A 23,745-nucleotide genomic window follows, 5' to 3' on the forward strand; every position below is an offset into this window, starting at 1 on the left:
AGACGCGCTACCCTGCCGACCGCCCCCTCATGAGGAGCCGCCCATGCGTGAAGCGAAACGCCCGTACGTGATTTGCCACATGGTCCCATCGCTCGACGGGCGCATCGTCACCCAACACTGGAAGCTCTCCTCCCGCATGCTGGCCGAGTACGAGCGCACGGCCGAGACGTTCGACGCGGAGGCGTGGATGATTGGCCGGATTTCAATGGAGCCCTACGCCGGGAAGGCGCGGGTTCCCTCACGCAAGCGAGCGCAGCCGATTCCCAGGAAGGACTTCATCGCGCGACGCGATGCCGAGTCCTACGCCATCGCGCTGGACCCTTCGGGCAAGCTCACCTGGAAGTCGGCCTCCATCGATGAGGAGCACGTGATTACGGTCCTCACCGAGCAGGTCTCCGACGACTACCTGGCCTTCCTCCAGGCCCGGGGCGTCTCCTACCTGTTTGGCGGCAAGGCGAAGCTGAACCTCCGACGGGTGCTGGAGAAGCTGCGCCGGGAGTTCGGCATCAAGAAGCTGCTCCTGGAGGGCGGGGGCAGAATCAACGGCTCCTTCCTGGCCGCGGACCTCATCGACGAGCTGAGCGTGCTCGTCGCCCCCATCGCGGATGGCTCCATCGGCACGCCCTCGCTCTTCGATGCGAGCGAGCGAAAGGGGCCCATCCGCCACCTCAAGCTGGTCTCCCTGGAGAAGCGCGCGGGTGACCTGGTCTGGCTGCGCTACAAGCCGAAGCGCTGACCTGAGTGCCCTTTCAAGGAAGAAGCCCGGTATTCTGGGAAAGCTTCACATCCCGGATGTCTTCCTCGAAAGGGCTTCACATGCGCAAGAGCATCATTGGCGGAGTGTTGGCGGTGGGAATGCTGGCGGGCTGCGGCGGTGTCGACGCGGTGGACGAGGCCCCGCTCGGCACGCGCGAGGACGCGCTGCCCTTCTGTGAAGGCTTCTCCTTCGTCACGTACTACAGCGACGCGACCTACAGCGTGCAGGTCGGCCATGGTGACTGCAGCTGTGGCCACACGCTGCGCGTCGTCGGCCAGAAGACGGACTTCGCCGTCTACCTCCCCGAAAACTGCTGAGCAGTGCAGCTCCCTCGGCCCGCGAGTGACGCGGGTCGAGCCTCTGCCCGGCCTCCCCCAACGTGGTACGCATGGCGTGTATGTGGATGAGCCCGCATGTCCCGCGAGGAAGCACAGTCCTGCGGCCTTTCGTCATGGTGTGTGTCGTCATCGGCCTGACGGTGGCCGCCTGCGGGACGCCCAGGCCTCTGCCTTCGCAATCCCTGACCTGGGTGAGCGTTCCGGCCGCGGATGGGCGGGTGCGCTACACCGGGCGGACGTACCGCTCCGCCACCGGCGTCGTCTTCTCCCATCCCGGGGTGACGATTCGCGCGAGCTTCTGGGGTGACGCCCTCCGGATGAAGCTCCACGACGCGGGCCTGGGCGGCGAGGTGGGGACCAACTACTTCGATGTCTCGATTGACGGCGCGGCGCCCCAGCCGCTCGCGGTGCACCGCGACCAGCCGACGTACGTCCTCGCCACCGGCCTGGCCGTGGGGCCGCACACGGTGGAGCTGGTCAAGCGCACCGAGTCCTCGGTGGGCTCCAGCGAGTTGGTGGCGCTGGAGGTCCATGGCGAGCTCCAGGAGCCCCCCGCGCGCACGGCGCCGGTGATGGAGTTCATCGGAGACTCCATCACCTGTGGCTACGGCACCGAGGTCTCCGGCATCCCCCAGACGCCGTTCTGGCGCGCGCCGACCTTCACCTCGGCGCACCAGAATCCCCGGCGCGGCTATGCCTGGCTCACCGCCCTCTCGCTGGGCGCGGAGCCCGTCCTCGTCTGCTATTCAGGCCGAGGGATTTATCGCAACCTGGATGCATCCACATCGGGGTTGCTACCTGCCCTCTACGAGCTGGCCGTCCCGGACCACGCCGTCCCCTGGGACTTCTCCCAAGCGTCGCCCGACGTGATTGTCGTCAACGCCGGCACCAACGACACCTTCGCCGGCCACGGCACCACCCAATACCTTCCGGATGAGGCCGCGTTCAAGTCGGCCTACCGCGCGTTCCTCCAGCGCCTCCGGACGCTGCACCCTCGGGCCCACATCATCTGCACGCTGGGCAGCATGACGGACGGCCACAAGGAGACCGAGGGGACCGACAAGCCATCATCGGTCCATGTCGGGCACTGGCTCACGGACGTCGTCACCGAGCGACAGCGGCAGGGGGATGTCCGGGTGTATCGCCATGAGATGGCCGAGCAGGTTCCCGAGCTCGACGGAGTCGCCGAGGACTGGCACCCGTCCGCCGCCACGCACCTCAAGATGGCGGAGGCGCTGCGCCGGTTCATCGAGGCGCAGCTCATCCCCCTCCCGTCTCCGCGCGTTCGCCCGTGAGCCGTGCGCAGACGGGAGGGAGCTAGAACGCAACGAGCGCACTACGGCGCGCAGTCGCCCCACGCCGCGTCGAAGAGGCCACCGCGGTCGCCGACGGCGCAGTAGTCACTGGCACGCTGGGTACAATTCGAGACGACGCCCTCGACCAGGTGATAGCGCGCGCGATTCCAGCACCACGCGCAGCAGCCATACGCCGCCGCACTGACAGTCCCCGGCGCCTGCTCCACGGAGACGTTGGCGTCGTCCTGTCCAGGCTGAGCCGAGACGACTTCTTGCTCTTGCGCGCCCTCGTCCATCGCGCCGCCACAGGCAACCAGGGATGCAGCCAGGCCCAGCATGACCACGAACGGCAATCGCTTCATCATGACGGAGTGCCCCTCTCGAGGAAGGAACGCCAGACATTGGGTTCCTCCCTCAATCAATCCCAGACAGACGGCTGTCGAAATCGTGGCTTCCCACATCGCGCCCCAAGCGTGGCACGGCGGACACTCCGACGAAGCGCTGAGCCCGAGGACAAAGGCCCGCGCCCCGCGCGCTCACGCGCCGGCGAGCTGCTTTCCGCGGCCAGGTCTCCACCATGGAGCGCCCGGGCCCGATGGTCGGGAAAAGCACCGAGCTGACGAGGTACAGGAGGGCGACCTCGTGGCCGCCAACGCCTCCGACGACCAGGTCGCCGCGCACCACCGCGAGGAAGCACACCGCCGCGGCCTCTTGAAGAAGAGGCCAGCCCCTTCGAGGCGCAGGCCGGACCGAGGCGGGCGTCATCCACTCCGCTGTTCCGCGGAGCCCCTGCCCATGGAGTGGAAGCGCTCCATGCGGCAGGCCCTGAAAATACAGAAGGCCCGACCCTTTGATGGACCGGACCTTCTGGGTGAATCACGAAGTCGTCAGGATGACGAGGGGCTTAGATCGGGCGAACGTTCTGAGCCTGCAGGCCCTTGGGGCCCCGGGCGACATCGAACTCCACCTTCTGGCCTTCGGCCAGGGAGCGGAAGCCGTCCGCCTGGATGGACGTGTGGTGGCAGAACAGGTCCTCGCCCCCGCCGTCCTGGGTGATGAAGCCGAAGCCCTTCGCATCGTTGAACCACTTCACGGTACCGGTTGCCATTGCCTTGTTCTTCTTTCATCGCGGACAGGGAGAGTCGCCGTCCGGCCCCACAGAGTATCAACCCTACAAGACGACACAGCCTAAGCATTCGGCTCGGACGATGTCCACCCCTACGCACGTCATCCTTCGCACTTCTTGCCTCCACCCACCCCCACGAGCTCCCGCTGCGGGCCGAATATTCCAGTATCAGCGCGACTTTCCTCGTCTCGCGGTTTGTCATCGCCGCCAGTCGGGGATTACTCGGACGCAAGTCGGGTTTCGGGACCCCCGAGGTCATTCACCCTGGAACCAACCGAGGGGGCGAGCGCCGCCGGGCAGGCAGCACCCGTCCCCCCGACGGGCCCCACGCCAGGTGCGCGTCCTTCAGTTCACGGGTGCACACTTAGCGGCGCCGAGCGAGGCCGCGAAGTACGGGGTGTAGAGGTCCGGCACGAGCGAGAAGTTGCAGACGTTCACCGCCTCCGGCGCCAGGCCCTGGTGTGCCTGCATGTAGCGGGCGACGTAGTCCCGCACGCCGTCCGCGGAGGTCCACAGCACGCGGCCCTCCTTGAACATGGAGTACCCGCCTCCGCCTCCGGCCCGGTAGTTGTTGATGGCGACGATGAAGACCTGGTCGTCCGTGACGTCCGCGCCCCGGAAGCGCAGGTGGGTGAGGCGGGAGCCCGCGGGCCGCGTGAGGTCGTAGCCGTACTCGATGCGCGAGTAGAGGTCCCAGTTGTAGTCGGCGACCACGGGCGAGGTGGCCTTCGCGCCCTCGGGCCTCGCGGGCAGGTTGTTCGCGTCGAGCATGGCGAAGTACAGGGTGTTCATCTCCAGCGCGCGCCGGAGGATGGAGCCGTTGATCTCCATCACGTACAGCGTGTTGTCGTAGATGTAGATGCTGTAGGCGTCGCGCAGGGTGACGTCACCGGCCGGCAGCGCCCCATCGTTGGTGAAGAGCGCGGCCAGGGACAGGTCCACGTCGAAGCCGGCCTCGCGCGCGGCCTCCTCCTGGACGGTGTTGATGAGGTCCCCCAGGGGGCTGTCCACGTAGCGCCCGGCGAAGCCCCCGGGGAAGGCCTGGGTGGTGGTGCCAATCTTCTGGTTCACGTAGGCGACCGTGGCGTCGTGGTAGCCCTGCGTGGCCTGCGTGACGACGGCATCCGCCGCCACCTGCTCGTCCACGGCGTGGAGCCGGGCGTCATGGGCGTCCACGGCCCACTTCTCCCCGCTCCAGGTGACTTGGAGCTGGACGTCCGCCAGGTGGCTGCCCCAGCGGTTGGGCTGGGTGAGGAGGACCTCGCGGCCCGCCGGGTTCTTCAGCAGCATCTTCGGGATGGGCTGGTGGGTGTGGCCGGTGAGGAGCACGTCCACGTCCACCACGCCCTGGGCAATCTGCACGGCCTCGTTCTCGCCGGGGAGGTTGCCCCGGTCCGCCCACTTCGAGTCATCCGCGTAGTCGGCCAGCCACGAGTCGGGGTTGCTCGCGCTGCCGACGGGCTGCCTGTCCGGGCCGCTGTGGATGGCCACCACCACCACGTCCGCGCCCGCCGCCTTCAGCCTCGGCACGTAGACCCTCGCCGTCTCCAGCGGGTCATCGAAGCGCAGGCCGGGGATGTTCTCCGCGCGCTCCCACGTCGCCACGCCGGGCGTCACGAGGCCGAGGATGCCGACCGTCACGTCGCACACCTTCGTGAGCACGTACGGCGTGAAGGCCTCGGAGCCGTCCGCGCTGTTGCGCACGTTGGCGCCGAGCAGGGGGAAGTTGACCTCGCTCTTGAACTTGTTGAGCACGTCGAGGCCGTAGTTGAACTCGTGGTTGCCCGCGGCCATGGCGACATAGCCCAGCTCGCTCATCGCGACGGCCATGGGGTGCCGGGACGAGGTGTCCACGAGGGCATGGTAGGTGCCGAGCGGCGTGCCCTGGATGGTGTCGCCGGTGTCGACGAGCAGCGTGCAGTCCGGGTTCTTCTCCCGCTCCTGCTTGATGAGCGTGGCCACCTTGGCGAGGCCGCGCTTCGCGTCGGGCTTCCCGGTGAAGTAGTCCCACGGGAAGATGTTGGTGTGCAGGTCGCTCGTCTGCAGCAGCGTCAGCGTGCGCGGCGAGGTGTCTCGCGGAATCGGCCGGGGCGGAGTGTCGTTGGACTCACAGGCGGTCAGCAGCGAACACGCACCCACGAGGCAACAGGAGGCGGTGCGCAGCGCGCGCCTCAGGACTGAAAAACGCATCAGGAGACCTCTACTGAAGGGAAATGCCAGGACGAATCACCCAGCGCGAACGGACCCTAACGTCTCCCTCTGACGTCGCCCACCCGTCCGACGGGCTGCAAGGAATTCGACTTCAGCGCGGCGCGAAGTTTCCGACACCGTACTCGGGCGGCGGTCATTGCCTGAGGGAGCCGCGCGAAGTCCCATCGTGATTGGTTTCCCCCGAGGGAGCGCTGTAGCGTCCGCGCGAATGAAACACGTCTCCGCGATGCTCGAAGCGCTGCGCCAGTCGAAGTCCGTGAAGGTGAAGACCGGGGCCCCGATTGCACCCGAGTCCCTGGTGGATGCCATCACTCCGCCCTTCGGTGTCATTGAGTGGACCCCTCCTCCTGGCTACCGCGAGGCCCTGGGCTCGGGCTTGAGGTCGGCCACGCGGCACGTTCCGGCGGTGGGACGGGAGCGGGGGTTCAAGCTCTACGACGCGGACGCGCTCGGCAAGGCGAACGAGGACTGGGTCCACCTGCCGGAGGGGGTGACCCTCGAAGACGGCGTCGACCTCTCCACCAACCACCTGGTCGGCTTCGCGGAGGCGGAGGGCGAGGCCGTGTGGTGCTTCGACGTGAGCGCTCCCCGCGCGGGCGGAGAGTACCCGGTCTACTACCACCACGCGGAGCTGCCTCGCGCCCGGGTGCTGGCGACGGGCGCCTGGCTGAAGCCGGAGGATGCGACGCCGGACTTCGAGTCCTTCGCGCAATGGCTCGAGACGATGACCGCCGCGCTCATCGCGGAGCCCCCGCCCGCGTGGCTCCAGGACCTGGGCACGCCGGGGCTCACCTTCACGAAGAAGCGCCTCTCCCTGTAGCGCCGGACTCAGCGGGCGGTCGTCATGATGCCGCCCCGCTCCAGCAACCCGAAGAGGTCCATCAGGGCCTCCACGGGGAAGACGTGGCCGTACTCGGAATAGGCCGCGTCGCGGATGTCCGCCACGGAGCGCTTGCCGTCGGCGTAGCTCGCGAGGGCATCCGGCAGTTGGTAGAAGCGCAGCTCGCCCTCGCCGCGCTCCCGCAGGGCCGTGGTCGCTTCGCGCAGCGCGGCCTGCACGGTGGCCACGCGGGGCTGGTCCCCGGGGGCCGCCCGGGTCACCAGTTCGTCGAAGGACGCCAGCTCCTGCCCCTTCACGCGGCGCGGGACGAAGGCCCGGGCGCGGCGCTCCGCCTCGGAGGGCGCGGGCTCCTTCAGCGACACTCCGCGCGCCTTGCTGTCCGCGTCCACGCGCCCCAGCGCCTGGGCCTCCGCCGTCTCCAGTGACTGCGTCATCGCCCGCACGGCCTTGGCCGGAGCGCCCAGCTGCACGCAGGAGAGCAGCGCGTCGCGCTCACGTTGGTAGGCGGCGCGCACCACCGCGCGGGCCAGCCGGTGCATGCCGGCGACGCCGGTGGCGGGGGTCGAGACCAAATCCCTGCGGGCCCTGAACTCGTCCTCCGCCACGCGCCGCGCGCCGTGCACCGCCACCAGTCGCGCCAGGTCCAGCGCGCCCGGCCCTTCCGCCCAGGCGGCGACGGTGATGGAGGCCAGGCCCGCGAAGGCGGCGCGGTGGAGCTGGGTGGGGTCCACGAGCTCCGGCCTGTCTCCGCTCGTGTGGTAGGTGTCGTCGGGCCAGGTGGAGAAGGCCACGCCTGGGATTCCGTGGTCATTGAAGAGCTGGTGGTCCGAGCCCCGGCTGTACCGGTCCAGGTGCGCATCCAGCGGGTCCCTGGAGCCGGTGACCGAGCCGATGCGGAAGTCCTTCCGGGGCGGATACGTCACCCCGTTGAAGCGGTTCATGAAGGCCACGGTGGACTCGGACACGGCGTTCACGAAGCTGCCATTCCAGTCCGGCGTATAGGACACCAGGAAGCGCGAGTGGGCACGGGACAGGCTCGCGCCGAGCATGTCGAAGTTGAAGTGGGCCGCCCGCCGCACGGGGTCGGCGCCGTGGAGGGCGAACCACTCCCGGGTGCCCTCGAACTCCGGCAGCCACAACACGCGCACCGTGCGCACCGGCGGAGGAAGCACGCCCTGACGGATGAGCGTGGTGTACGTGCGCACCAGCTCCAGCAACGTGGCCGTGCCCGAGGCGTTGTCATCCGCGCCGGGCTTGTAGTGGTCCAGGTGCGCGGTGAGGACCACCTCCTCGCCGGCGCGCGTGCCCGGGATGACGCCGCTGATGATGCTGTAGTGCCCCGGGGACTCCTCGGTGGCGACCTTCACGTCCACCTTCACCGGGCCCGCCAGCAGCTGGGCGCGCAGCTCCCGTCCCTGGCGGTCGGAGACCATGAACAGGAACGGCGCGGGCTGACCCTTGGGCACCAACCCCGGCGGGACGATGGCCCAGCCCACCTGGTCCGGGAAGTCGCCGTCCAGCCGATGGGGCAGGTTCCACGGCGGCGTCGAATAGGAGGAGACGACGCCCACCGCGCCCAGCTTCGTCACCGCCCTGCGCAGGGTGGCGCTGGGGTGGCCGCGCGTGAGCACCACCTTGCCCTTCAGGTCCTTGCCCGCGTACTCGGCATCCTGGGTGCCGGTGCCCACGTCGACCAGCTCCAGGTCCGCGCCCTCGAAGCTGCCGCTCTTTATCGCCAGCGACATGGGCAGGTCCGCATGGGAGGTCACCCGGTAGCGCTGGGGGCCCGCCACCCACAGCTCGCCCCGGGTGGCGCGCCACTGGGGGCCTTGCTTCATCGGCTCCAGGCGCACGTCCTTCAGCCCCGCGGCCTCGGCGGCGGCCTTCGTCCACAGGGCCGCTTCGGTGTAGCCGCCCACATTGTCGCGAGCGAGGAGCGCCAGCCGCTGCACCCCATCATGGATGCGGTCACCGGAGCTCTCCTGGATGAGGGCGCGCACCACGTCGTCGCGCAGCACCAGGCCGGTGGTGGGCGACACGGGCCCCACCGGGGACGAGGGCGCCTGGGCGGCGGCGCTGAGCGTGGTGAGGACGACGAGGGCGGCGAAGGGGTGTGGGAAGAGGCGCATGGGAGTCTCTCGGGCCTTATCGCTCATGCTGGGGCACGCCGTCCCCCAGCTCGTAGTAGTCACCCTTGCTGGCCACGAAGATGTGCTTCGCCAGCCGGACGTGGGTGGGCGAGTCGAAGGCCCCCATGGCGATGCCCATCCAGTCCCGGTGAATCGGGTCCCAGAAGAGCACCGACCCGCAGGTGGAGCAGAACCCCCGCCGCACCTTCTCCGACGAGCGGAACCAGGTGACCTTGTCGGCGCCGTGGATGGTCACCGCGGCGCGGGGGACGTCAGTGGACGCCCAGAAGTGTCCTGATTGCTTGCGGCACTGCGAGCAATGACAGGCATCCGGCGGCGGCAGCGCTCCCGTCACCTCGAAGGTGATGGCTCCGCAAAGGCAGGCTCCTCGGTGCATGACGTGTCCTTTCGTCGGCGTCCCGGCGAACCGGGCCTTGTCCGAGGATAGGCGAAGCTCGGAGAGCAGGGAGGCGCTGGAATCGCCCGACTTCACTCCCCGAGCCATCCGTGGCTCCAGGCTGGTGGTATCTTGCGGCGCTCGCATGCCAGACACCTGGCATCCCCACGCACCGACACCGTCATGGCACCCCTTCAGCACGCCCCCGCGGAAGCCGCTTCCGCGCCGCCCCCAGCGCTCATTGACGAGCCCCGCCCGGCGCCGCTCCCCGTGGCAGGGAAGACCCTCTCACTCGAGGGGCTGCGCGGACTGGCGTCCCTCACCGTCATCCTGTCCCACTGCTTCTTCACCTTCTTCCCGTACCTGCAGCTCGGGGAGCTGGCGCAGCGCAAGGGGGCCTGGGAGTCCCTGCTCTTCAACAGCCCGCTGCGGGTCATCTACAACGGCACGTTCTCCGTCTCGGTCTTCTTCGTGATGAGCGGCTACGTGCTGACCCGGAAGTTCTTCAAGGACGGGGACATCGTCTCGCTGCAGGAGGCCTCGGTGAAGCGGTACGTCCGGCTGATGCCGCCCGTGCTCGTCTCCATCCTCCTCTGCTACGGGATGATGAAGCTCGACCTGTTCCCGGTCGCCCGGAGCGACTTGAGGGAAGGCTTCCTGGGCAACGTCTACCTGTTCCAGCCCTCGTTCCTCGAGGCCTGGTGGGACGGCCTCTACCGCTCCCTGCTGCTCGGCAACGCGTCCTACAACTACATCCTCTGGACGATTCGGACCGAGTTCCTCGGCTCGCTGATGCTCTTCGCGTTCCTGGCCCTGTTCGGACGCTTCCGGGGCAGCGGCTGGATGGCCGTGGTCGCCTCCCTGGCGCTGCTCTGCATCAACTCGACGGACGGCATCTTCTACGCGCTGTTCCTCGCGGGAGCCTATCTGCACCGCTGGAAGGACCTGCGCGTGCGCCCCGTGGGACTCGCGCTCGCGCTGCTCGTGGGGCTCTACCTGGGGGGCTATCACTGGTACAGCGGCCCGTACCTCTGGATGGTGAAGGTCGCGCACACGCTCGATGCGGCCGGGCTGAAGCTCGAGTGGCCGCTCCTCTATCCGTCCCTGGGAGCGGTGCCGCTCGTCTGGGCCATCCTCAGCGACAACCCCGTGTCACGGCTGCTGTCCTCCCGGCCGCTGGTCTGGCTGGGGGACAAGTCCTTCTCCATGTACCTGCTGCACAGCGTGCTGCTGTCCTCGGTGGGCGTGTACGTCTATCTGTATCTGCCCGCGAGCATCGCGTATCAGGGTCGCGCGGCGCTCGCGACGCTCGCCGTCTTCGTCACGACCTTCGGGGCCTCCACGCTCTTCGCGCGCTTCGTGGATGCGCCGACGGTCCGCCTCTCCGCCCGACTCGGCAAGGCCCTGCGCGAGCGGCAGGCCACCCCTCACCCGTCGGAGCCTGCCGTCATCGAGCACGCCCCGGCTCGGTCAGCCTGACGGGCCTACCAGTAGCGGCGGGGAGGAGCGACCTTCGGCGGAGGCGCTGGCAGCGGCTCCAACATGCCGCACTTCAACAGCCGGTCGACCGCCTCCTTCACCACCTTCGCGGAGATGTCACAGCCCTCCAGGCTGTGCGTCGCCTCGGAGACGGTCCTCCCGCCTGCCTCGAACTCCACCAGGAAGAGCCCGTCCTCCGCGGCGAGCCCGAGCGAGGCCCCCCAGGTGGCGCGGGCCGCGTCGAACTGGGCGCGTCCGCTGCCGGCCTTGGCTGCTTCAATCATGACGGTATACGCCGCCACGGCTTCCGTGCCCTTGGGTGAAAGCCTGAACTTCTGCGCCCGCCCGTACCGCACCTTCTCCGTCTCGTCACTCATACCGCGCCCTCGATGGCAGCAGGCTGCCCCATCCGCTTGAGCCACCGCACGTGGCTCTTCAATGCCGCACCGACGCTCTCGTTCGCACGGTAGCGGATGCCGTGCTCACGACAGGTCTCCTCGACGATGCGAGAGAGCGCCGGGTAGTGCAGGTGACACACCCTGGGGAAGAGGTGGTGCTCCACCTGGAAGTTGAGTCCCCCCAGGTACCAGCTCACCAGCGGGTTGCCCCGTGCGAAGTCCACCGTCGACAAGACCTGATGCGTGGCCCAGTCGCGAGGAAAAGTCGTGCCGCCTTCCGGTGGCACGGAGAAGTCCGCCTCCTCCACGCAATGCGCCATCTGGAACACCGTGGCCAGCGTCAGCCCGAGCACGAACGAGGTGAGCACATGGCCCAGCACGACCTGCCAGAGCGGGTGGAAGAACCACGGCAGCACGAGGGCCCAGCCATAGAACAGGAGCTTGCCGCCCACGGCGCCCGCCAGCTTCCGCCGGTTGGGGCGCGGCATCTTCTGTTGCCCCACGCTCCCTCTGACCAGGTCCTTGAAGTCGTCCACGAAGTGCCACTTCAAGGTCAGCAGCCCGTAGAGCAGCCAGATATAGGCGAACTGGAAGCGATGCCCCGACCGCAGCTTCTGCCCCGGCGCCAGTCTGCAGAACGGCTGGATGTCGATGTCCTCGTCCAGGCCCACCACGTTCGTGTGGCTGTGATGGAAGATGTTGTGCTTCCAGCCCCACACGTACGAGGAGCCGCCGATGGCATCGAGCGTTCCTCCCAGAAATTCATTGATGCCGCGGCGCGACGAATAGCTTCCGTGGTTGGCGTCATGCTGGACGCTGAACCCCACGCCGGCGATGGCCAGCCCCAGCGACAGGCACCCCGCGAGCGCGCCCCAGGGCCCCGAGGCGCCGAAGACGAGCCACGCATAGGAGGCCGCGAACCAGGCCAGGATGACCGCTGTCTTCACGTACATCCACGGCAGGTCCCGAGGCGAGCGCCCGCTCGCTCCCAGGTAGAGCTCCACCCGCGCCTGTAAGTCCTGAAGAAAGAGCCCTGACCCGAGAAACTTCGCCTTCGTCGCGTGCGACAACGTCCACCCGCCTTCACCACGCCGCCAGGGGCACCATCGGTGGAGTCTGGAGTCGCGCTGGGAGGAGCCCGCCGCGGCCATCGCCTGCCTGGTACCGAAGGTCCATGTAACACATCGACCCCACGAACTGTTCCGGCCTCTCGCGCCCCCTGGTACGCAGCTCCTACGCCCCAGCGCCCGCCGCCGAACAGAACGCCCCCTCGCCTCCTCAGCGAAGCCTTGTAGCCAACGTCGCGGACACAGTGGGCCTGTGTGGGCAGCCGCCCTTCCCCGCATCCCCGCGCCAGTTCGCCGCCCGCGTCATGGCGGCCTTGACGATGCGCGATGCCCTGTCCGTCCGCCTGCGCTCTTCGGTCATCGCCGCTGGCCTCCCCGCGAATGGGTCCGTCATCGAAGCTGGAGTTCTTCCTTCAGGCGGATCAGGCGTTCGCTGAACCACTGCCGGAAATGGGAGGCCGGATGGTACAGCACGTCCGGCTCGTCATGATGGCGCAGGAACACGGGGGCTTCTCCAGCGGCGTCCCGGCGTGAGCAGAGCGCGAAGACGGCCTCCGCGCCCTGCTCCTCTCCCACGTGCAGCAGGTGCCTCGGAGCCTTCGAAGCCAGCGTGAGGCCCTCCGCCGCCGAGGCCTGGAGGAAGCGCTCGGCGGTCAACGCGACGTCGGCTTCGAGCGAGGCGCTCGCGGCGACGACCCGACGAACGGACGTGGTGGCGTCGAGCCATGGATTGAGGAAGGAGACCGAGCCCACTTCGAGCAGGAAGGCCGCGAACGACGGAGGCAGCGCGAACCCCAGCTCGCGCTCGGCGGCCTCCAGCTCCGCGCGGGTCGCCGGAACACCCTCGATGACCACCGCCTGGGTCCGCTCACCCGCCAGCCGCGCGGCGAGGTCCGGCGCGCTTCGGAGGTGCTCGGCGAACCACGCGTTCACCGAGGAAATCTGCTCCTGGTAGCTGCTCTTGCCGTCGAGGGCCGGGCCGGTAGGGCCGAGCGCGGCCCGGGAGTCCTTCTGCGCGAGGGCCTGCTTCTCGGCTTCGGCTCGCTCGGCTTGCTCCTTCGTGGCCAGGCCCGCCTTCTGGAAGGCCGCGGCCAGTCCACCGAGGGCCGGCGGCCTGGTCTTCCCACCCATGACGTGCACCCCACCGGGCACGACTTCGCCCGGCGCGCACTCTACTCGGGATGCGCTTCGAGCTCCCGGGCCAGGCTCTCGAGCAGCTCGCGAGTGCCCTCCCTGCGCCCTTCCGAGCCGTCCTTGCCGTCGACGAACGCCGTGTGCTCGGTGAGGCGCAGCAGGGTCCCCGAGGGCACCTGGAGGAACTCCATCGAGCCCAGGGACGACGACATGGGCGCGCCGCCGTACGTCATGGAGTAGGCGAAGACGAGGCGCGTGTTCTCGACGATGTCCAGGTAGACGCAGTCGTTGGTCATCTCCGGACCGTCGCCGAAGCGGAAGCGCGTGCGCTCGAAGCCGCCCACCTTGAAGTCCAGCGAGTAGCTGTCGACGATGAAGCCCTCGCCCTCGGCGAACCAGCGACGCTTCTTGCGCGGGTCCGACATGGCCTTGAAGACGCGCGCCGGAGACGTGGGATAGGTGCGCTCCAGGGTGAAGCTCTTGTGGATGACGGGCGGGCTCATGACTTTTTTCTCCGGCGTGACTTCGTGGGGGGTTCGGGCTCTTCGTCCGGCTCCATGAGCAGCGACCCGAGCCGGTCCAGACGACGCTCCCAGCGCGAGCGGTGACTCGCGAACCACTGCTCGGCGGTGGCCAGCACGTCCGGCGCCAGCTCCACCGTGCGGACCCGGCCCACCTTGCTGGTGCGGACGAGCCCGCTCGATTCGAGCAGGTGGACGTGCTGGCCAATGGCCGACAGCGACACCGGAAACGGTGCGGCCAGGTCACTGACCGACACCGGCCCGCCAGCGAGGCGTTCGACCATCGCCCGCCGCGTCGGGTCCGCCAGCGCATGAAAGACCTGGTCCAGGGAGGAATGCTGAAGCATTTGCTTCAGTATTGGCTGCCCAAGCCGCAATGGTCAAGCAGTTGCTTCAGTATTCAGAGCGCCCGTCATCGCTCATGCTATAGGGCCGCGCGCGGTACGAACCCGAGAGGTGAAACCACGGATGTCGGAGCGGCATATCGAGATGTTCTGGCGGTGCACCAGCTGTCAGCACCGCAACCTCGGCCGTCACCTGGTGTGTCAGCAGTGCAAGAACGCCAAGGACGGCAGTGAGCCGTACGAGATGCCGGAGGACACGGCCTCTGCGGTGACGGTGACCGACGCGGCGCTCCTGCGAATGGCCACCGCCGGTCCCCACTGGCGCTGCGCCTACTGCGACAGCGACCAGCGCGCCCTGGACGGCGGCTGCCGGAACTGCGGCGCCTCACCTCCTCCGGGCCCCGCCACGTCCGACGCGCCCCCGGCTCCGACCGCGAAGAAGAAGTCCCGGCGCGGCTGCATCTTCCTCGTCCTCATCGTGGCGTTCTTCGGCTGCTGCTGCCCCATCTGGCTGAACGCGGGGACGTCCACGTCGGGACCCTCGGAGCCTGGCGATGCGGGGCTCAAGCGAATCACCGAGTGGACGCAGCGCCTCCAGGTCGAGGAGGTCGCCTGGGAGCACACCGTGACGGTGGAGCGCCGCCATGCAGTGGACCGCGAGGGCTTCGCCGAGGACCGTCCCGAGGACGCCTTCCAGGTGAAGGCCCGGGGCAAGCATCATCACCATGACGAGCAGGTCCTCAATGGCTACGAGACCGTCTACTACACGGAGCGCAAGCAGTCCGGGTACACCACGGAGACCTACCGCGACAAAGAGGCGTGCGGCGAGGACTGCTCCACCACTCCCAAGAAGTGCAAGGAGGACTGCACGAGCAACAAGAACGGCTTCGCCACGTGCAAGACCACCTGCACCGGTGGGGAGAAGCGCTGCACCACGCGCTACTGCTCGGTGACCAAGACGCGCAAGGAGCCGCGCTATGTCGACGAGCGGCGCTCTCGCAAGGAGCCGCGCTACCGGAGCGTGCCCCACGAGGCGCCGTGGTTCACCTGGAAGGAGTGGGCGTGGAGCGAGGACCGGCGCGTGAGGGTGAACGGGCAGACGCTCGAGACGCGCTGGCCGGCCGAAGTGCAGCTGCGTCCACTCAAGCCCCTGCCCAAGGGTGGACAGGAGCGGACCTCGCGCAGCGCGAGCTACACGGTGGTCTTCCAGGCCGACGGAGAGGCCTCCGTCCAGTACTCGCCGAAGACGCTGGAGGAGTTCCAGCGCTACACCCTCGGCGGCACGCACACCCTTCAGCTGAAGAATGGCGAGGTCTCGGTCGTCACCGAGAAACCATCGCCGCCCACCGTGGCGAAGTGAGGTGAGCGGGGTCGCCCGAGGGTTTTCCGGGCGGCCTCGATGTCGTGCGAGCGGAGCCCACCGAAAAGCTCACGAGCCGGAGGCTCTGCGCGCAGCGGTCCAACTGGGGTCGCCTGGCTTGTTCATCCTGGCGACGTGGAAAGGGCGCTCTCGCTTCGCCAGGGCCGGGCGAGCGGAATCCGCCTCTCGCGCGGGTCATGACGCGCTCCTGCGACACCGGGGCCCGGCGAGGGGGCTTCGCCTCGCGCGCGGATCACAAGACGTGATCTTGCTACGCCGGGGCCTGGCGAGTGGGCTTCGTCGCGCGCGCGGGGCGCCCTAGCGACCCAGGAGCCGGCGCCGGAGGAACGCCAGGATTTCATCCCGCGCGGCGGCGGTGGGCGCGTGCTCCTCGTCGACGACGTGGACAGTCAGCACGCTGTGAGGCGTGGGGATGAAGCGGAAGAAGTCGTCGGGGCGCTCGGACTTCGGCCCCGCCGCGCTGTCCGGAAGTACTCGCCCCTGGAAGCGCTCTCCGAGGGCCCGCTGGTAGGCGGCGAAGCGCTCCGCGCGACAGAAGGCATCCCCCTGGAAGCGATAGGCCAGGACGGTCAGGTCCTCGTCCACCAGCCGTTGCCGCACGCGCTCCAGCTCCTCCGGAGCGATATTCACTCCGGCGGGCTCGTCGAGCGGCAGTGACGGCTGCGACAGCACCGGTGCCAGCACCGCCTTCTCCAGCATCATCGACAGCGCGAAGTTGCCCGTGAAGCACATCCCCACCGCGCCCACTCCCGGACCGCCACACTCCGCATGCGCCTGGGCGGCCAGCGCCCTCAACCACAGCGTGATGGGACTGGACTGGTTCGCGCCGAGCGCCCGGAACTCCTTGCTGATGCACGCGCGCTCGAAGACCGCCCTGCCCTCCTTCGCGGTGGGGACCGCGCCGTCCTTGCCGAAGAGGCTCGGCATCCACACGCTGAAGCCGGCGTCCCTCACCCAGCGGGCGAAGCGGGCGACACGCGGACTGATGCCTGGCATCTCGGCCATCACGATGACCGCCGGACCCGCTCCCGCCGTGTAGAGCTTCCGCGTCTCCTCGCGCAGGGTGACTTCGCGGTGCTGGAAATCCTCCAGGGCATCGTCCTCTTCGAGATTGCGCGCGGCAGGAACGGCTCGGGTCGTCATGGGCGTTCGCGTCCTTTCTCCAGCAGAAGACCACCCGCCCGCTCATGTCAGCCAGTGTCGGAAATGACGATTTTCGGGCAGATTCAGACACCATGTCCTTCACCATCATCGTCTTGGAGGGAGCCTTCGCGACCAGCGTCGCGGCGACGCTCGACATGCTGCGGGCCGCGCGCTCCCTGGGGGCGAAGTCACTGGAGTTCGAGGTGTGCTCGGTCGACGGAGGCCAGGTCCCCCTGACGGAGCGCGTGAGCCTCCAGACGTCGCGCCTGCGAGTGATGGCTCGCAATGACGAGACGACCTGGGTCATCCCCGGGCTCGGGATGACGAACGCCGCCGCCGTGCGCGCGCGCCTCGGCAGACCGGATGCCACGAAGCTCTCGAAGGCCATCGCCCGCCACGTCTCGCGGGGAGGACGCGTCGCCGCCTCGTGCACCGCCGTCTTCCTGCTGCAACAAGCAGGAGTCCTCGTCGGACGCCGGGCCACCACCACCTGGTGGCTCGCGGGCCTGCTCACCGAGTTGGAGGGACAATGCCGGGTCGACTCGAACGCGATGGTCTGCGCGGATGGCCCCATCATCACCGCCGGGGCCGCCTTCGCTCAGGCGGACCTCATGCTGCACCTGCTTCGCGAGCGCTGCGGCGCGCGACTGGTCGACCTCCTCGCGCGCGCCATGCTGCTCGACGGACGGCAGGCCCAGGCGAAGTTCATCGCGCCGGAGCTGCTCGCGAATGGTGACGCGCTGATTGCGCGCATCACCTCGGAGCTGGAGGCGCGCTTCCCGAATCCCCCGGGCGTCGCCGAGCTCGCCTCTCGCCTCGGCATGACGGAGCGGACGCTGTCGCGCCACGTGCGGCGCGCGACGGGCCGAAGTCCCCTCGCGCTCGTCCACAGCGTCAAGGTGCGGCGGGCCCAGGCGCTCCTCCAGGCAACCCACCTGAGCATCGACGACGTCGCAGCGGAGGTCGGCTACCAGGACGCGAGCACGCTCCGGCGGCTGATGAAGAAGCTCGGTGGTGGCTCTCCTCGCGCGCTTCGCTCGGCGCGGTGACACGAGCCACCCGGATGACTCAGGCGCCCGCGCCACCCCTGTCCATGGGCGGAATCGCATAGGTCCCCACCGCGTGGGCCACGGGCTCCGGCAGTCCTTCCGAGTAGAGCGACACCTCGCCCACCGCCAGCGTCCGCCCCAGCTTCAGCAGCTTGCACACGCCGAGGATGCGCCGGTCCGCCGAGGGCTTGCGCATGAAGTTGAAGCTCAGGCTCGTCGTCACGGTGAGCGGGACGATGCCAATCTCTCCCAGAATCGCGACGTAGAGCGCCACGTCGGCGGTGGCCATCAGCACCGGACCGGACACCGTGCCACCAGGCCGCAGCTCCGCGACTCCAACTTCATGGGCCACGGTGGCGGAGCGGTCCCCGACCTGGAGAATCCGCACTCGCGTCTGCGGAAACTCGGCGGCGATGAAGGCCGCGATTTCTTGCTGGGTTGCCATCCCCCGAGTCTGCGGGAAACCTCCGGTGAGTCACGGCGAAATCGCCGGAAGCGCTCACGTGCCAACCACCTCATCCGGAAGTCTCGGGATTCATGTTAGGACCCGAAGCGCACCCGCGGTCCTGCATAGGAACTTCTCATGAAGCTTTCGCTTGCGGTGGTGGTGGCGCTCTCATGTCTCTCTTTGCTGGGCTGCGGCGGGCCGTCATCGGACATCCCTTCCGAGGCCGTGCTCCAGGAGTCCGGAGCGGTCTCCCAGTCCGTCACGTGCAGCGAGCTGCCCTCATGCAGCCCGTACCATGGGCAGCCGTGCGCGCCCCTCTACAGCCGCAAGCCGTGCTGCCGGGGCACCGACGTGGATGAGCTGGTGTGCTCCACCAATGGCATCACCCCGGCGTTGACGTGGCAGTTCTGGTGAACCCGGGAGTCACCTCCGCGTGACGGTGACGAGCCCCCTCGGCTCGCGGACGTGTGTGCAAGGGTGCGCCGCTCGCTTCTGACAGGGCAACTGTGCTTCTGATGCACCCATGTTCATCACGCACCGCGCCAAGGGCTTTGTCGCATCTCCTCCACGCCACGGAAGCGGTGCCCTCGCGCTGCTGGAGAAACCTGGCCTCCTCGCGCGGTCCCCTGGCGCCCGCTTCGTGGTTGCCGGGGGCGCGTCCTGACCACCGAGGCCGTCGTCGAGAAGCCGAAGCTGCGTGGCGTGCTGCACCAGTTCGCGGCCGTGGGCGCGCTCGGCGCCGGTGCGGTGCTGGTCTCCATGGCACCCACGCTCCGGACCGCCACCGCCGCCGGGCTGTATGCCATCAGCCTGGTCGTGCTGTTCTCGGTCAGCGCCACCTACCACCGCGTGGACTGGTCCGTTCGCGCCCGGGCCTGGATGCGGAAGATGGACCACGCCTCCATCTTCATCCTCATCGCCGGCACGTACACGCCCATCGCCCTGATTGGACTCTCCGGCGCCGCGGGCGACAGCCTGCTGCTCGCCATCTGGTGCGGCGCCCTGCTGGGGGTCGTGAAGTCGCTGTTCTGGGCGCATGCCCCCAAGGTGCTCACGGCCGCCCTCGCCCTCGCCGTCGGCTGGACGCTGGTGCCCTATCTCCCCGAGGTGCGAGCCGCGCTCGGCGGCGTCGAGCTGACGCTCATCCTCCTGGGTGGCGTCGCCTATACCTCCGGAGCCATCGCCTACGCCTTGAAACGCCCTGACCTCCGCCCTGGCGTCTTCGGCTACCACGAGCTGTTCCACGCGTTGACCATCGTCGGCGCGCTGCTCCACTTCGTCGTCGTCCTGCGGCTCGTGCGCGGCGCGGGCGCGTAGAACCCGCGAAGTCGAACGGGGGCCACCGTGAACCCGCATCGGGATGGGGTCCCCGTGCGGTATCGTGGCGGCATGATGGGCACGAAGAAGCACCTGCTCCCGAAGGCCCTGCGCTTCAGCGCGGGGACCCTCACCGAACAGTCGACGCTGGCGCTGCTGAGGAAGCACGCCCGAGGGAAGTTCGCGAAGTCCAGCACCCTGCGCGCCGCGAAGCGCTTCATCGAGGAGCGCGTCGCGGGCGACCGCGCCGACAGCGACATCCTCCACCACGTGGGCCGCGTCAGCCTCGAAGAGCTCGTCACCGGGCGCCGACCCCGAATCGGCCTCCTCATCGTCGAAGGCGACCTCACCGTGAAGGGGCGCTACGAGGACTCGCTCGACCCGGAGTCGGTCGTCATCGTCACCGGCTCGCTGCGGGCCCGGGACGTCATCTCCACCGGGTTCCTGGAAGTGCACGGGGACCTGGTCGCAAGCCAGTCCATCCTGTTCGTCGACAACGACGCCTGCTGCGAGGTGTTCGGCGACGTCCGCGCGCCCTTCGTCTACACGAACTATCACGCGGTGAAGGTGCACGGCGCAGTGAAGGCCCGGCTCGTCACCGGGGACGCGAAGCACATCCGGAGCACGCAGCCGCACGCGTTCATCGAAGAGACGGACCCGCGCGTCCGCGACGCCCTCTCACCCAGGTTGCTGAAGGTCTTCGCCGACGAGGTCTTCGAAGACGAAGAAGGCGAGGAGGCCGACGCCGAGGCGCCGTGGATCGACGCCATCGACGTGGAGAAGCTCACGGCGTTCGTCCGCCGGGGCCATCCCGCGCTGGCGCAGCCGGCCCCCAGACGTCGGAAGAAGTGAGAGCGGTCCACGGGCGCCGCGGGGGAGGATTCCCGCGCGCCCCGGACAGGACGTGCCGAGGCGTTCAGCGCCGCACCCCGCCCTCTTAAGCTGGCGTCACGCCCGGAGCGCGACGCCATGAACACCCACGAGAGGCCGCAGAGCGACGTCACGTCCACGAAGGCCGCCTGGGAGGAGCGCGGCACGAGCGAGGCCCCCGCCGCCTGCATCGAGACGCCCTCGGGCAAGCGACACCAGGCCCTTCAGCGGAAGCTGAACCAGCGCCCCGCCGTCCAGTCCCTGCTCCAGCGCCAGCAGGACGTCAGCCAGAGCCCCCGCGTGGTGGCCCGAAAGGCCCAGGCCAGCGCGCTCCAGTCGCGCCAGGCCGCGCCCGCCGGGAACGGCCCCGTCGTCCAGCGCTTCACCGTCGAGGACGGCTACCGCGTCTCGGAGCACCGCACCCTCGCCGTGCAGGACCAGGCCGAGTCCAAGGACTTCTACGCCACGCCCGCCGAAATCAACCGCTCCAACCTCATCCTCGCCGCCACCGAGTCCCGCGTAGCACTCCAGGCCGGACAGGCGGCACCGGCGCCGCTCGCGGGCATGCAGGCCGTGACGCCCGTGCCTCGGAATCCCGCGCAGCCCCTCTTCGATGTCAACGAGTGCATCGACGTGGCCAAGCAGGTGATGGGCACGGGGAACATCCACGCCATCTACCAGGCTGGCGCCGGCGGTGCGGTGAGCCTGGGGGAGCAGACCACCGACCCGAGCAACCTGGACGTACTCAACGTCATCGCGAGGCACCTGGCCGACAATGCCAACGTCACCCCCCAGGACCTCATCGAGGACCAGCGGGCCCTCGCCGATGAGGAGGAGGGTGCGGCCAGCTTCCAGTTCTCGTTCGGCGGCGTGGACGTCGAGACAGACAGCGTGCGAAAGGCCAGCGCCGCCCTGACGGAAGCGATTCCCGTGAAGAACCTGCGCATCGCGCTCCTGAGGGAGCACTTCGAGGACTCCAATGAGAGACAGCCCCGGGTCCAGCAACGACTCGCGAACATGTTCGGAGCGTTCCTCGCCCAGCATGGGCAGGAGCAGGGTGAGCCACGCAGCGTCAATGCGTGGTCCTACCTGCTGCAGGACTACTTCAGGGCTGGTTTGCGACAGGAACGCGACGCGGTGTCGGCACGCTACATGGAGCAGGCGGCGGACGTGACGGACGCGCGGAGTCAGCAGGTGGGCGTCAACGCCCACGCCCGTCCGGAGCCCGGCGAGTCCTACGCCATCGTCCCAAGTCGGGACCGCACCGAGGAAGACGGGCAGATGTGGAGCTTCCACTTCGCCGCGGTGATTGCCCGGGATGGCGCGGACAGCGTCACGCTCGAGAACTACAACCGCTACACGGGGGCCGCCGGCAACACGCAGTGGTACTTCGACATGCAGGGCCCCGAGGAGCAGTCCTTTCACGAGAAGCACCGGAACACCGTCGCTGGCGCGCTCACGCTGCGGATGGGCGCCCCCGCGACCGCCGACCTGCGGGCCCAGACCCTCCAGGGACTGCCCCAGCCCGTCTCGGAGGAGGTCGCCGTGCGAATCCAGCAGGCCCGGACGCGCGCGGAGCTGGCGGCCATCCACGCCGACGTCATGGGCGCGGCCCCCGAGCAGGGCGCCGACACCCTGTAGGCCCCTCACCCCAGGCGCGACGATGGGACGCGGACGTGCTACCCCCCGGGTCCATGCCCCGTCCCACCCGAACCGCCCCCCCGCCCAAGGGACCGGCCCCCGTCGCGCCCGCTGCCCCCGCGACCCCGCTCCCCGCTGGCGCCCCGTTCACCTGGCGCTCGGAGAGCGACGAGCCCTCGCCCGCCCGGCTGCACGCGGTGAATGACCGACTCAGCGCGGACACCGCGCTCAAGCGGGTCCGCAATGGGGAGTTCCTGCTGTACTCGGGCGACTTCCACAACGCGAAGCAGCTCCTGGGCGCGCTGGGTCGCAGGCTGGAGCGAGCGTCGAACGCCCGCACTCCCCTGGAGGCCTTCCGGGCCGAGCGTCGCGCACGGCAGCTGGAGCACGAGACGCTGTCACGCATCGTCGTGTCGCTGGACCGCGACTACCGGCTCGCGCTCGCGCGGGCACCGGACGTGGCCCTGGCGTGTGGACAGGTCTGGGGAAAGCCCGAGACGGAGTTCACGGTGGTCCCCCTCAAGCAGCTGCTCGGCATGCTCGGGGCCGCGGAGTGGCGGCGAAAGGGCCTGGCGGTGCCCGGCCTCACCGGCCTCATCCACCCCCACTACGGCGTGTACCTGCCCACGCGCACCGACTACATCGAGCTGCTGCTCTGGCTCCCCGAGCTGAAGGGCCAGCGCGTGTTCGACGTGGGCACCGGGACGGGCGTGCTCTCGTTCCTCCTCCTCCAGCGGGGCGCTTCGTCCGTGCAGGCGACGGACAGCGACTCGCGCGCGGTGGCCTGCGCCCGGGAGAACGCGGAGCGGCTGGGGCTGCGCAAGACCTTCCAGGTGACCGAAGCGGACCTCTTCCCGGAGGGGAAGGCGGACCTCGTGGTGTGCAATCCCCCGTGGATTCCCGAGCCCCCCAAGAATCGCGTGGACCGCGCGGTGTTCGACGAGGACAGCCAGTTCCTGAAGCGCTTCCTGGAGGGACTCCCCGCCGCGCTCGCGCCCGGAGGTGAGGGGCTGCTCCTCCTGTCGGACCTGGCGGTGCTGCTGGGCCTGCGTCCCCAGGGCTGGCTCCAGGAGCAGTTCACCCGGTGCGGCCTGACGGTGAAGTGGAGCAAGTCCACGGCGGCGCGGCACTCCAAGGCCAAGGACACCTCGGACCCGCTGCACATGGCGCGCTCGCGCGAGACGACCACGCTCTACTGCCTCACCCCCGTGGCGTCGTAGTCCCACGCGGCGCGGGGGGGGCATGACTTCAGTCGATGTCCACCAGACATGCCCCCATCTCCAGCACGAGCGGCTCCCGCGCGGAGACCCGACAGCGCTGGCCCGGCGTCTCCAGACGATTCCCACCGACAATCGTCACGCCCTCCACCGCCTCGATGAAGAAGCATGGGTGGTGACCTCCGCCCACCGTCACCTGGGCCTGGTACGCGGCCACGCCGTCCTGGTCCACGACGATGACGTTGGTGTCAGCCCGCCCCACCGTCAGCGGCTTGGACCAGACCTCGTGCCGGCCCCCCAGCAGCAGCGTGGAGAGCACCGCGCCCTCCTTCGAGCGGAGGGTCACCTTCATCCGGTACTTCTCCACCCGCCAGTACACCACGGACGCGCTGAACGGACGCGCGTCTCCCCACGCCAGCGTGCCTGACTCCGGGTCCACGCGGACGGTCTGGAAGTTCTCCGGCGAGCGCAGCCAGTCACGCAGCTGGGGAGTCAGGTCCGGGACGCGCGCGGGCTCCCACTCGAAGAGACACGGCTTGAGGCTCGCCTCACCCTCCTGCCCGTCGCTGAAGCGCACCCGGACGACGAAGGGGGCCACGCAGCGGGCTTCCAGAATCACCGCGGCCATGCTCTCACCACTCC

25 protein-coding genes are annotated in these 23,745 nt (G+C 69.0%); 12 read left to right on the forward strand and 13 right to left on the reverse strand.

Going from position 1 to position 23,745, the window contains the following annotated elements; genetic code table 11:
* The first annotated feature begins 43 nt into the window (after positions 1 to 43).
* The 3 genes from LZ199_RS35360 (at position 44) to LZ199_RS35370 (ending at position 2,390) form a co-directional block, all read left to right on the forward strand.
* Positions 44 to 736: a RibD family protein gene (locus tag LZ199_RS35360; RefSeq protein ID WP_253998186.1), complete on the forward strand. Its 693-nt coding sequence runs from the start codon at positions 44 to 46 to the stop codon at positions 734 to 736.
* A gap of 80 nt (positions 737 to 816) precedes the next feature.
* Positions 817 to 1,074 carry a hypothetical protein gene (locus LZ199_RS35365; RefSeq protein WP_253998187.1) on the forward strand — a complete coding sequence of 86 codons (258 nt, stop codon included), beginning with the start codon at positions 817 to 819 and terminating at the stop codon, positions 1,072 to 1,074.
* Between the two features lie 86 nt (positions 1,075 to 1,160).
* Positions 1,161 to 2,390, forward strand: coding sequence for an SGNH/GDSL hydrolase family protein (locus LZ199_RS35370; RefSeq protein ID WP_253998188.1), 1,230 nt, complete (start codon positions 1,161 to 1,163; stop codon positions 2,388 to 2,390).
* A gap of 41 nt (positions 2,391 to 2,431) precedes the next feature.
* Here LZ199_RS35370 and LZ199_RS35375 read toward each other — a convergent pair whose 3' ends face one another.
* From LZ199_RS35375 to LZ199_RS35385, 3 genes are all read right to left on the reverse strand, one after another.
* Positions 2,432 to 2,755 (reverse strand): hypothetical protein, encoded by a 324-nt coding sequence (locus tag LZ199_RS35375; protein WP_253998189.1) that lies wholly within the window; start codon positions 2,753 to 2,755, stop codon positions 2,432 to 2,434.
* A gap of 539 nt (positions 2,756 to 3,294) precedes the next feature.
* Positions 3,295 to 3,498 (reverse strand): cold-shock protein, encoded by a 204-nt coding sequence (locus LZ199_RS35380; protein ID WP_141640366.1) that lies wholly within the window; start codon positions 3,496 to 3,498, stop codon positions 3,295 to 3,297.
* A 363-nt stretch (positions 3,499 to 3,861) separates the two neighbouring features.
* The gene (locus LZ199_RS35385; RefSeq protein WP_253998190.1) at positions 3,862 to 5,706 is read right to left on the reverse strand and encodes a bifunctional metallophosphatase/5'-nucleotidase; all 1,845 of its coding nucleotides are present in this window, start codon (positions 5,704 to 5,706) and stop codon (positions 3,862 to 3,864) included.
* A 229-nt stretch (positions 5,707 to 5,935) separates the two neighbouring features.
* Here LZ199_RS35385 and LZ199_RS35390 point away from each other — a divergent pair, with 229 nt between their 5' ends.
* A complete protein-coding gene (locus LZ199_RS35390; RefSeq protein WP_253998191.1) occupies positions 5,936 to 6,547 on the forward strand; it encodes a hypothetical protein in 612 nt (203 codons plus the stop codon).
* Between the two features lie 8 nt (positions 6,548 to 6,555).
* Here the strand turns inward: LZ199_RS35390 and LZ199_RS35395 are convergent, their stop codons facing one another.
* Positions 6,556 to 8,697 (reverse strand): M28 family peptidase, encoded by a 2,142-nt coding sequence (locus LZ199_RS35395; protein WP_253998192.1) that lies wholly within the window; start codon positions 8,695 to 8,697, stop codon positions 6,556 to 6,558.
* 16 nt (positions 8,698 to 8,713) lie between these two features.
* Positions 8,714 to 9,094 carry a GFA family protein gene (locus tag LZ199_RS35400; RefSeq protein WP_253998193.1) on the reverse strand — a complete coding sequence of 127 codons (381 nt, stop codon included), beginning with the start codon at positions 9,092 to 9,094 and terminating at the stop codon, positions 8,714 to 8,716.
* Positions 9,095 to 9,364: 270 nt separating this feature from the next.
* Here LZ199_RS35400 and LZ199_RS35405 point away from each other — a divergent pair, with 270 nt between their 5' ends.
* The gene (locus tag LZ199_RS35405; protein ID WP_253998194.1) at positions 9,365 to 10,573 is read left to right on the forward strand and encodes an acyltransferase family protein; all 1,209 of its coding nucleotides are present in this window, start codon (positions 9,365 to 9,367) and stop codon (positions 10,571 to 10,573) included.
* Positions 10,574 to 10,578: 5 nt separating this feature from the next.
* Here the strand turns inward: LZ199_RS35405 and LZ199_RS35410 are convergent, their stop codons facing one another.
* The 5 genes from LZ199_RS35410 to LZ199_RS35430 form a co-directional block, all read right to left on the reverse strand.
* A complete protein-coding gene (locus LZ199_RS35410) occupies positions 10,579 to 10,950 on the reverse strand; it encodes a hypothetical protein (protein WP_253998195.1) in 372 nt (123 codons plus the stop codon).
* Positions 10,947 to 11,975, reverse strand: coding sequence for a fatty acid desaturase family protein (locus tag LZ199_RS35415; protein WP_253998196.1), 1,029 nt, complete (start codon positions 11,973 to 11,975; stop codon positions 10,947 to 10,949). Before LZ199_RS35415 ends, LZ199_RS35410 begins: the two co-directional genes overlap by 4 nt.
* Positions 11,976 to 12,428: 453 nt before the next feature.
* The gene (locus tag LZ199_RS35420; protein ID WP_253998197.1) at positions 12,429 to 13,169 is read right to left on the reverse strand and encodes an SMI1/KNR4 family protein; all 741 of its coding nucleotides are present in this window, start codon (positions 13,167 to 13,169) and stop codon (positions 12,429 to 12,431) included.
* A gap of 41 nt (positions 13,170 to 13,210) precedes the next feature.
* Entirely contained in the window at positions 13,211 to 13,675 is a 465-nt protein-coding gene (locus tag LZ199_RS35425) for an SRPBCC family protein (protein ID WP_253998198.1), read from the reverse strand.
* Positions 13,672 to 14,040, reverse strand: a complete 369-nt coding sequence (locus tag LZ199_RS35430) for an ArsR/SmtB family transcription factor (protein WP_253998199.1) — start codon at positions 14,038 to 14,040, stop codon at positions 13,672 to 13,674. Before LZ199_RS35430 ends, LZ199_RS35425 begins: the two co-directional genes overlap by 4 nt.
* Before the next feature lie 121 nt (positions 14,041 to 14,161).
* Between LZ199_RS35430 and LZ199_RS35435 the strand changes: the two genes are divergently transcribed.
* Positions 14,162 to 15,397 carry a hypothetical protein gene (locus tag LZ199_RS35435; protein WP_253998200.1) on the forward strand — a complete coding sequence of 412 codons (1,236 nt, stop codon included), beginning with the start codon at positions 14,162 to 14,164 and terminating at the stop codon, positions 15,395 to 15,397.
* A gap of 318 nt (positions 15,398 to 15,715) precedes the next feature.
* On the opposite strand, the gene LZ199_RS35440 is transcribed toward LZ199_RS35435, so the two are convergent.
* Positions 15,716 to 16,561, reverse strand: coding sequence for a dienelactone hydrolase family protein (locus LZ199_RS35440; RefSeq protein ID WP_253998201.1), 846 nt, complete (start codon positions 16,559 to 16,561; stop codon positions 15,716 to 15,718).
* Between the two features lie 92 nt (positions 16,562 to 16,653).
* Here LZ199_RS35440 and LZ199_RS35445 point away from each other — a divergent pair, with 92 nt between their 5' ends.
* On the forward strand, positions 16,654 to 17,610 hold the full coding sequence (locus LZ199_RS35445; protein ID WP_253998202.1) for a GlxA family transcriptional regulator: 957 nt from the start codon (positions 16,654 to 16,656) through the stop codon (positions 17,608 to 17,610).
* A gap of 19 nt (positions 17,611 to 17,629) precedes the next feature.
* Here LZ199_RS35445 and LZ199_RS35450 read toward each other — a convergent pair whose 3' ends face one another.
* Complete coding sequence (locus LZ199_RS35450; RefSeq protein ID WP_253998203.1) at positions 17,630 to 18,055, reverse strand: PaaI family thioesterase; 426 nt, start codon at positions 18,053 to 18,055, stop codon at positions 17,630 to 17,632.
* 138 nt (positions 18,056 to 18,193) lie between these two features.
* On the opposite strand from LZ199_RS35450, the gene LZ199_RS35455 reads away from it, so the two are divergent.
* From LZ199_RS35455 to LZ199_RS35475, 5 genes are all read left to right on the forward strand, one after another.
* Complete coding sequence (locus tag LZ199_RS35455) at positions 18,194 to 18,472, forward strand: hypothetical protein (protein ID WP_253998204.1); 279 nt, start codon at positions 18,194 to 18,196, stop codon at positions 18,470 to 18,472.
* 246 nt (positions 18,473 to 18,718) lie between these two features.
* Positions 18,719 to 19,375 carry a PAQR family membrane homeostasis protein TrhA gene (gene trhA / locus LZ199_RS35460; protein ID WP_256569676.1) on the forward strand — a complete coding sequence of 219 codons (657 nt, stop codon included), beginning with the start codon at positions 18,719 to 18,721 and terminating at the stop codon, positions 19,373 to 19,375.
* A gap of 54 nt (positions 19,376 to 19,429) precedes the next feature.
* Entirely contained in the window at positions 19,430 to 20,227 is a 798-nt protein-coding gene (locus LZ199_RS35465; RefSeq protein WP_253998206.1) for a polymer-forming cytoskeletal protein, read from the forward strand.
* A 117-nt stretch (positions 20,228 to 20,344) separates the two neighbouring features.
* Positions 20,345 to 21,886, forward strand: coding sequence for a hypothetical protein (locus LZ199_RS35470; protein WP_253998207.1), 1,542 nt, complete (start codon positions 20,345 to 20,347; stop codon positions 21,884 to 21,886).
* A gap of 53 nt (positions 21,887 to 21,939) precedes the next feature.
* Positions 21,940 to 23,106 (forward strand): methyltransferase, encoded by a 1,167-nt coding sequence (locus LZ199_RS35475; protein ID WP_253998208.1) that lies wholly within the window; start codon positions 21,940 to 21,942, stop codon positions 23,104 to 23,106.
* 28 nt (positions 23,107 to 23,134) lie between these two features.
* Here the strand turns inward: LZ199_RS35475 and LZ199_RS35480 are convergent, their stop codons facing one another.
* Complete coding sequence (locus LZ199_RS35480; RefSeq protein WP_253998209.1) at positions 23,135 to 23,731, reverse strand: FHA domain-containing protein; 597 nt, start codon at positions 23,729 to 23,731, stop codon at positions 23,135 to 23,137.
* Positions 23,732 to 23,745 lie beyond the last annotated feature (14 nt).

The sequence above is a fragment of the Myxococcus qinghaiensis genome (assembly GCF_024198215.1).
GTDB classification, from domain to species: domain Bacteria; phylum Myxococcota; class Myxococcia; order Myxococcales; family Myxococcaceae; genus Myxococcus; species Myxococcus qinghaiensis.

Coding starts and splice junctions, on each gene's coding strand:
- LZ199_RS35450 (WP_253998203.1), bottom strand. CDS start 18,055: ATGGCAACCCAGCAAGAAATCGCGGCCTTCATCGCCGCCGAGTTTCCG.
- LZ199_RS35425 (WP_253998198.1), bottom strand. CDS start 13,675: ATGAGCCCGCCCGTCATCCACAAGAGCTTCACCCTGGAGCGCACCTAT.
- LZ199_RS35375 (WP_253998189.1), bottom strand. CDS start 2,755: ATGATGAAGCGATTGCCGTTCGTGGTCATGCTGGGCCTGGCTGCATCC.
- LZ199_RS35370 (WP_253998188.1), top strand. CDS start 1,161: ATGAGCCCGCATGTCCCGCGAGGAAGCACAGTCCTGCGGCCTTTCGTC.
- LZ199_RS35395 (WP_253998192.1), bottom strand. CDS start 8,697: ATGCGCCTCTTCCCACACCCCTTCGCCGCCCTCGTCGTCCTCACCACG.
- LZ199_RS35430 (WP_253998199.1), bottom strand. CDS start 14,040: ATGCTTCAGCATTCCTCCCTGGACCAGGTCTTTCATGCGCTGGCGGAC.
- LZ199_RS35400 (WP_253998193.1), bottom strand. CDS start 9,094: ATGCACCGAGGAGCCTGCCTTTGCGGAGCCATCACCTTCGAGGTGACG.
- LZ199_RS35435 (WP_253998200.1), top strand. CDS start 14,162: ATGTCGGAGCGGCATATCGAGATGTTCTGGCGGTGCACCAGCTGTCAG.
- LZ199_RS35365 (WP_253998187.1), top strand. CDS start 817: ATGCGCAAGAGCATCATTGGCGGAGTGTTGGCGGTGGGAATGCTGGCG.
- LZ199_RS35410 (WP_253998195.1), bottom strand. CDS start 10,950: ATGAGTGACGAGACGGAGAAGGTGCGGTACGGGCGGGCGCAGAAGTTC.
- LZ199_RS35440 (WP_253998201.1), bottom strand. CDS start 16,561: ATGACGACCCGAGCCGTTCCTGCCGCGCGCAATCTCGAAGAGGACGAT.
- LZ199_RS35470 (WP_253998207.1), top strand. CDS start 20,345: ATGAACACCCACGAGAGGCCGCAGAGCGACGTCACGTCCACGAAGGCC.
- LZ199_RS35475 (WP_253998208.1), top strand. CDS start 21,940: ATGCCCCGTCCCACCCGAACCGCCCCCCCGCCCAAGGGACCGGCCCCC.
- LZ199_RS35480 (WP_253998209.1), bottom strand. CDS start 23,731: ATGGCCGCGGTGATTCTGGAAGCCCGCTGCGTGGCCCCCTTCGTCGTC.
- LZ199_RS35420 (WP_253998197.1), bottom strand. CDS start 13,169: ATGGGTGGGAAGACCAGGCCGCCGGCCCTCGGTGGACTGGCCGCGGCC.
- LZ199_RS35380 (WP_141640366.1), bottom strand. CDS start 3,498: ATGGCAACCGGTACCGTGAAGTGGTTCAACGATGCGAAGGGCTTCGGC.
- LZ199_RS35385 (WP_253998190.1), bottom strand. CDS start 5,706: ATGCGTTTTTCAGTCCTGAGGCGCGCGCTGCGCACCGCCTCCTGTTGC.
- LZ199_RS35445 (WP_253998202.1), top strand. CDS start 16,654: ATGTCCTTCACCATCATCGTCTTGGAGGGAGCCTTCGCGACCAGCGTC.
- LZ199_RS35360 (WP_253998186.1), top strand. CDS start 44: ATGCGTGAAGCGAAACGCCCGTACGTGATTTGCCACATGGTCCCATCG.
- LZ199_RS35455 (WP_253998204.1), top strand. CDS start 18,194: ATGAAGCTTTCGCTTGCGGTGGTGGTGGCGCTCTCATGTCTCTCTTTG.
- LZ199_RS35390 (WP_253998191.1), top strand. CDS start 5,936: ATGAAACACGTCTCCGCGATGCTCGAAGCGCTGCGCCAGTCGAAGTCC.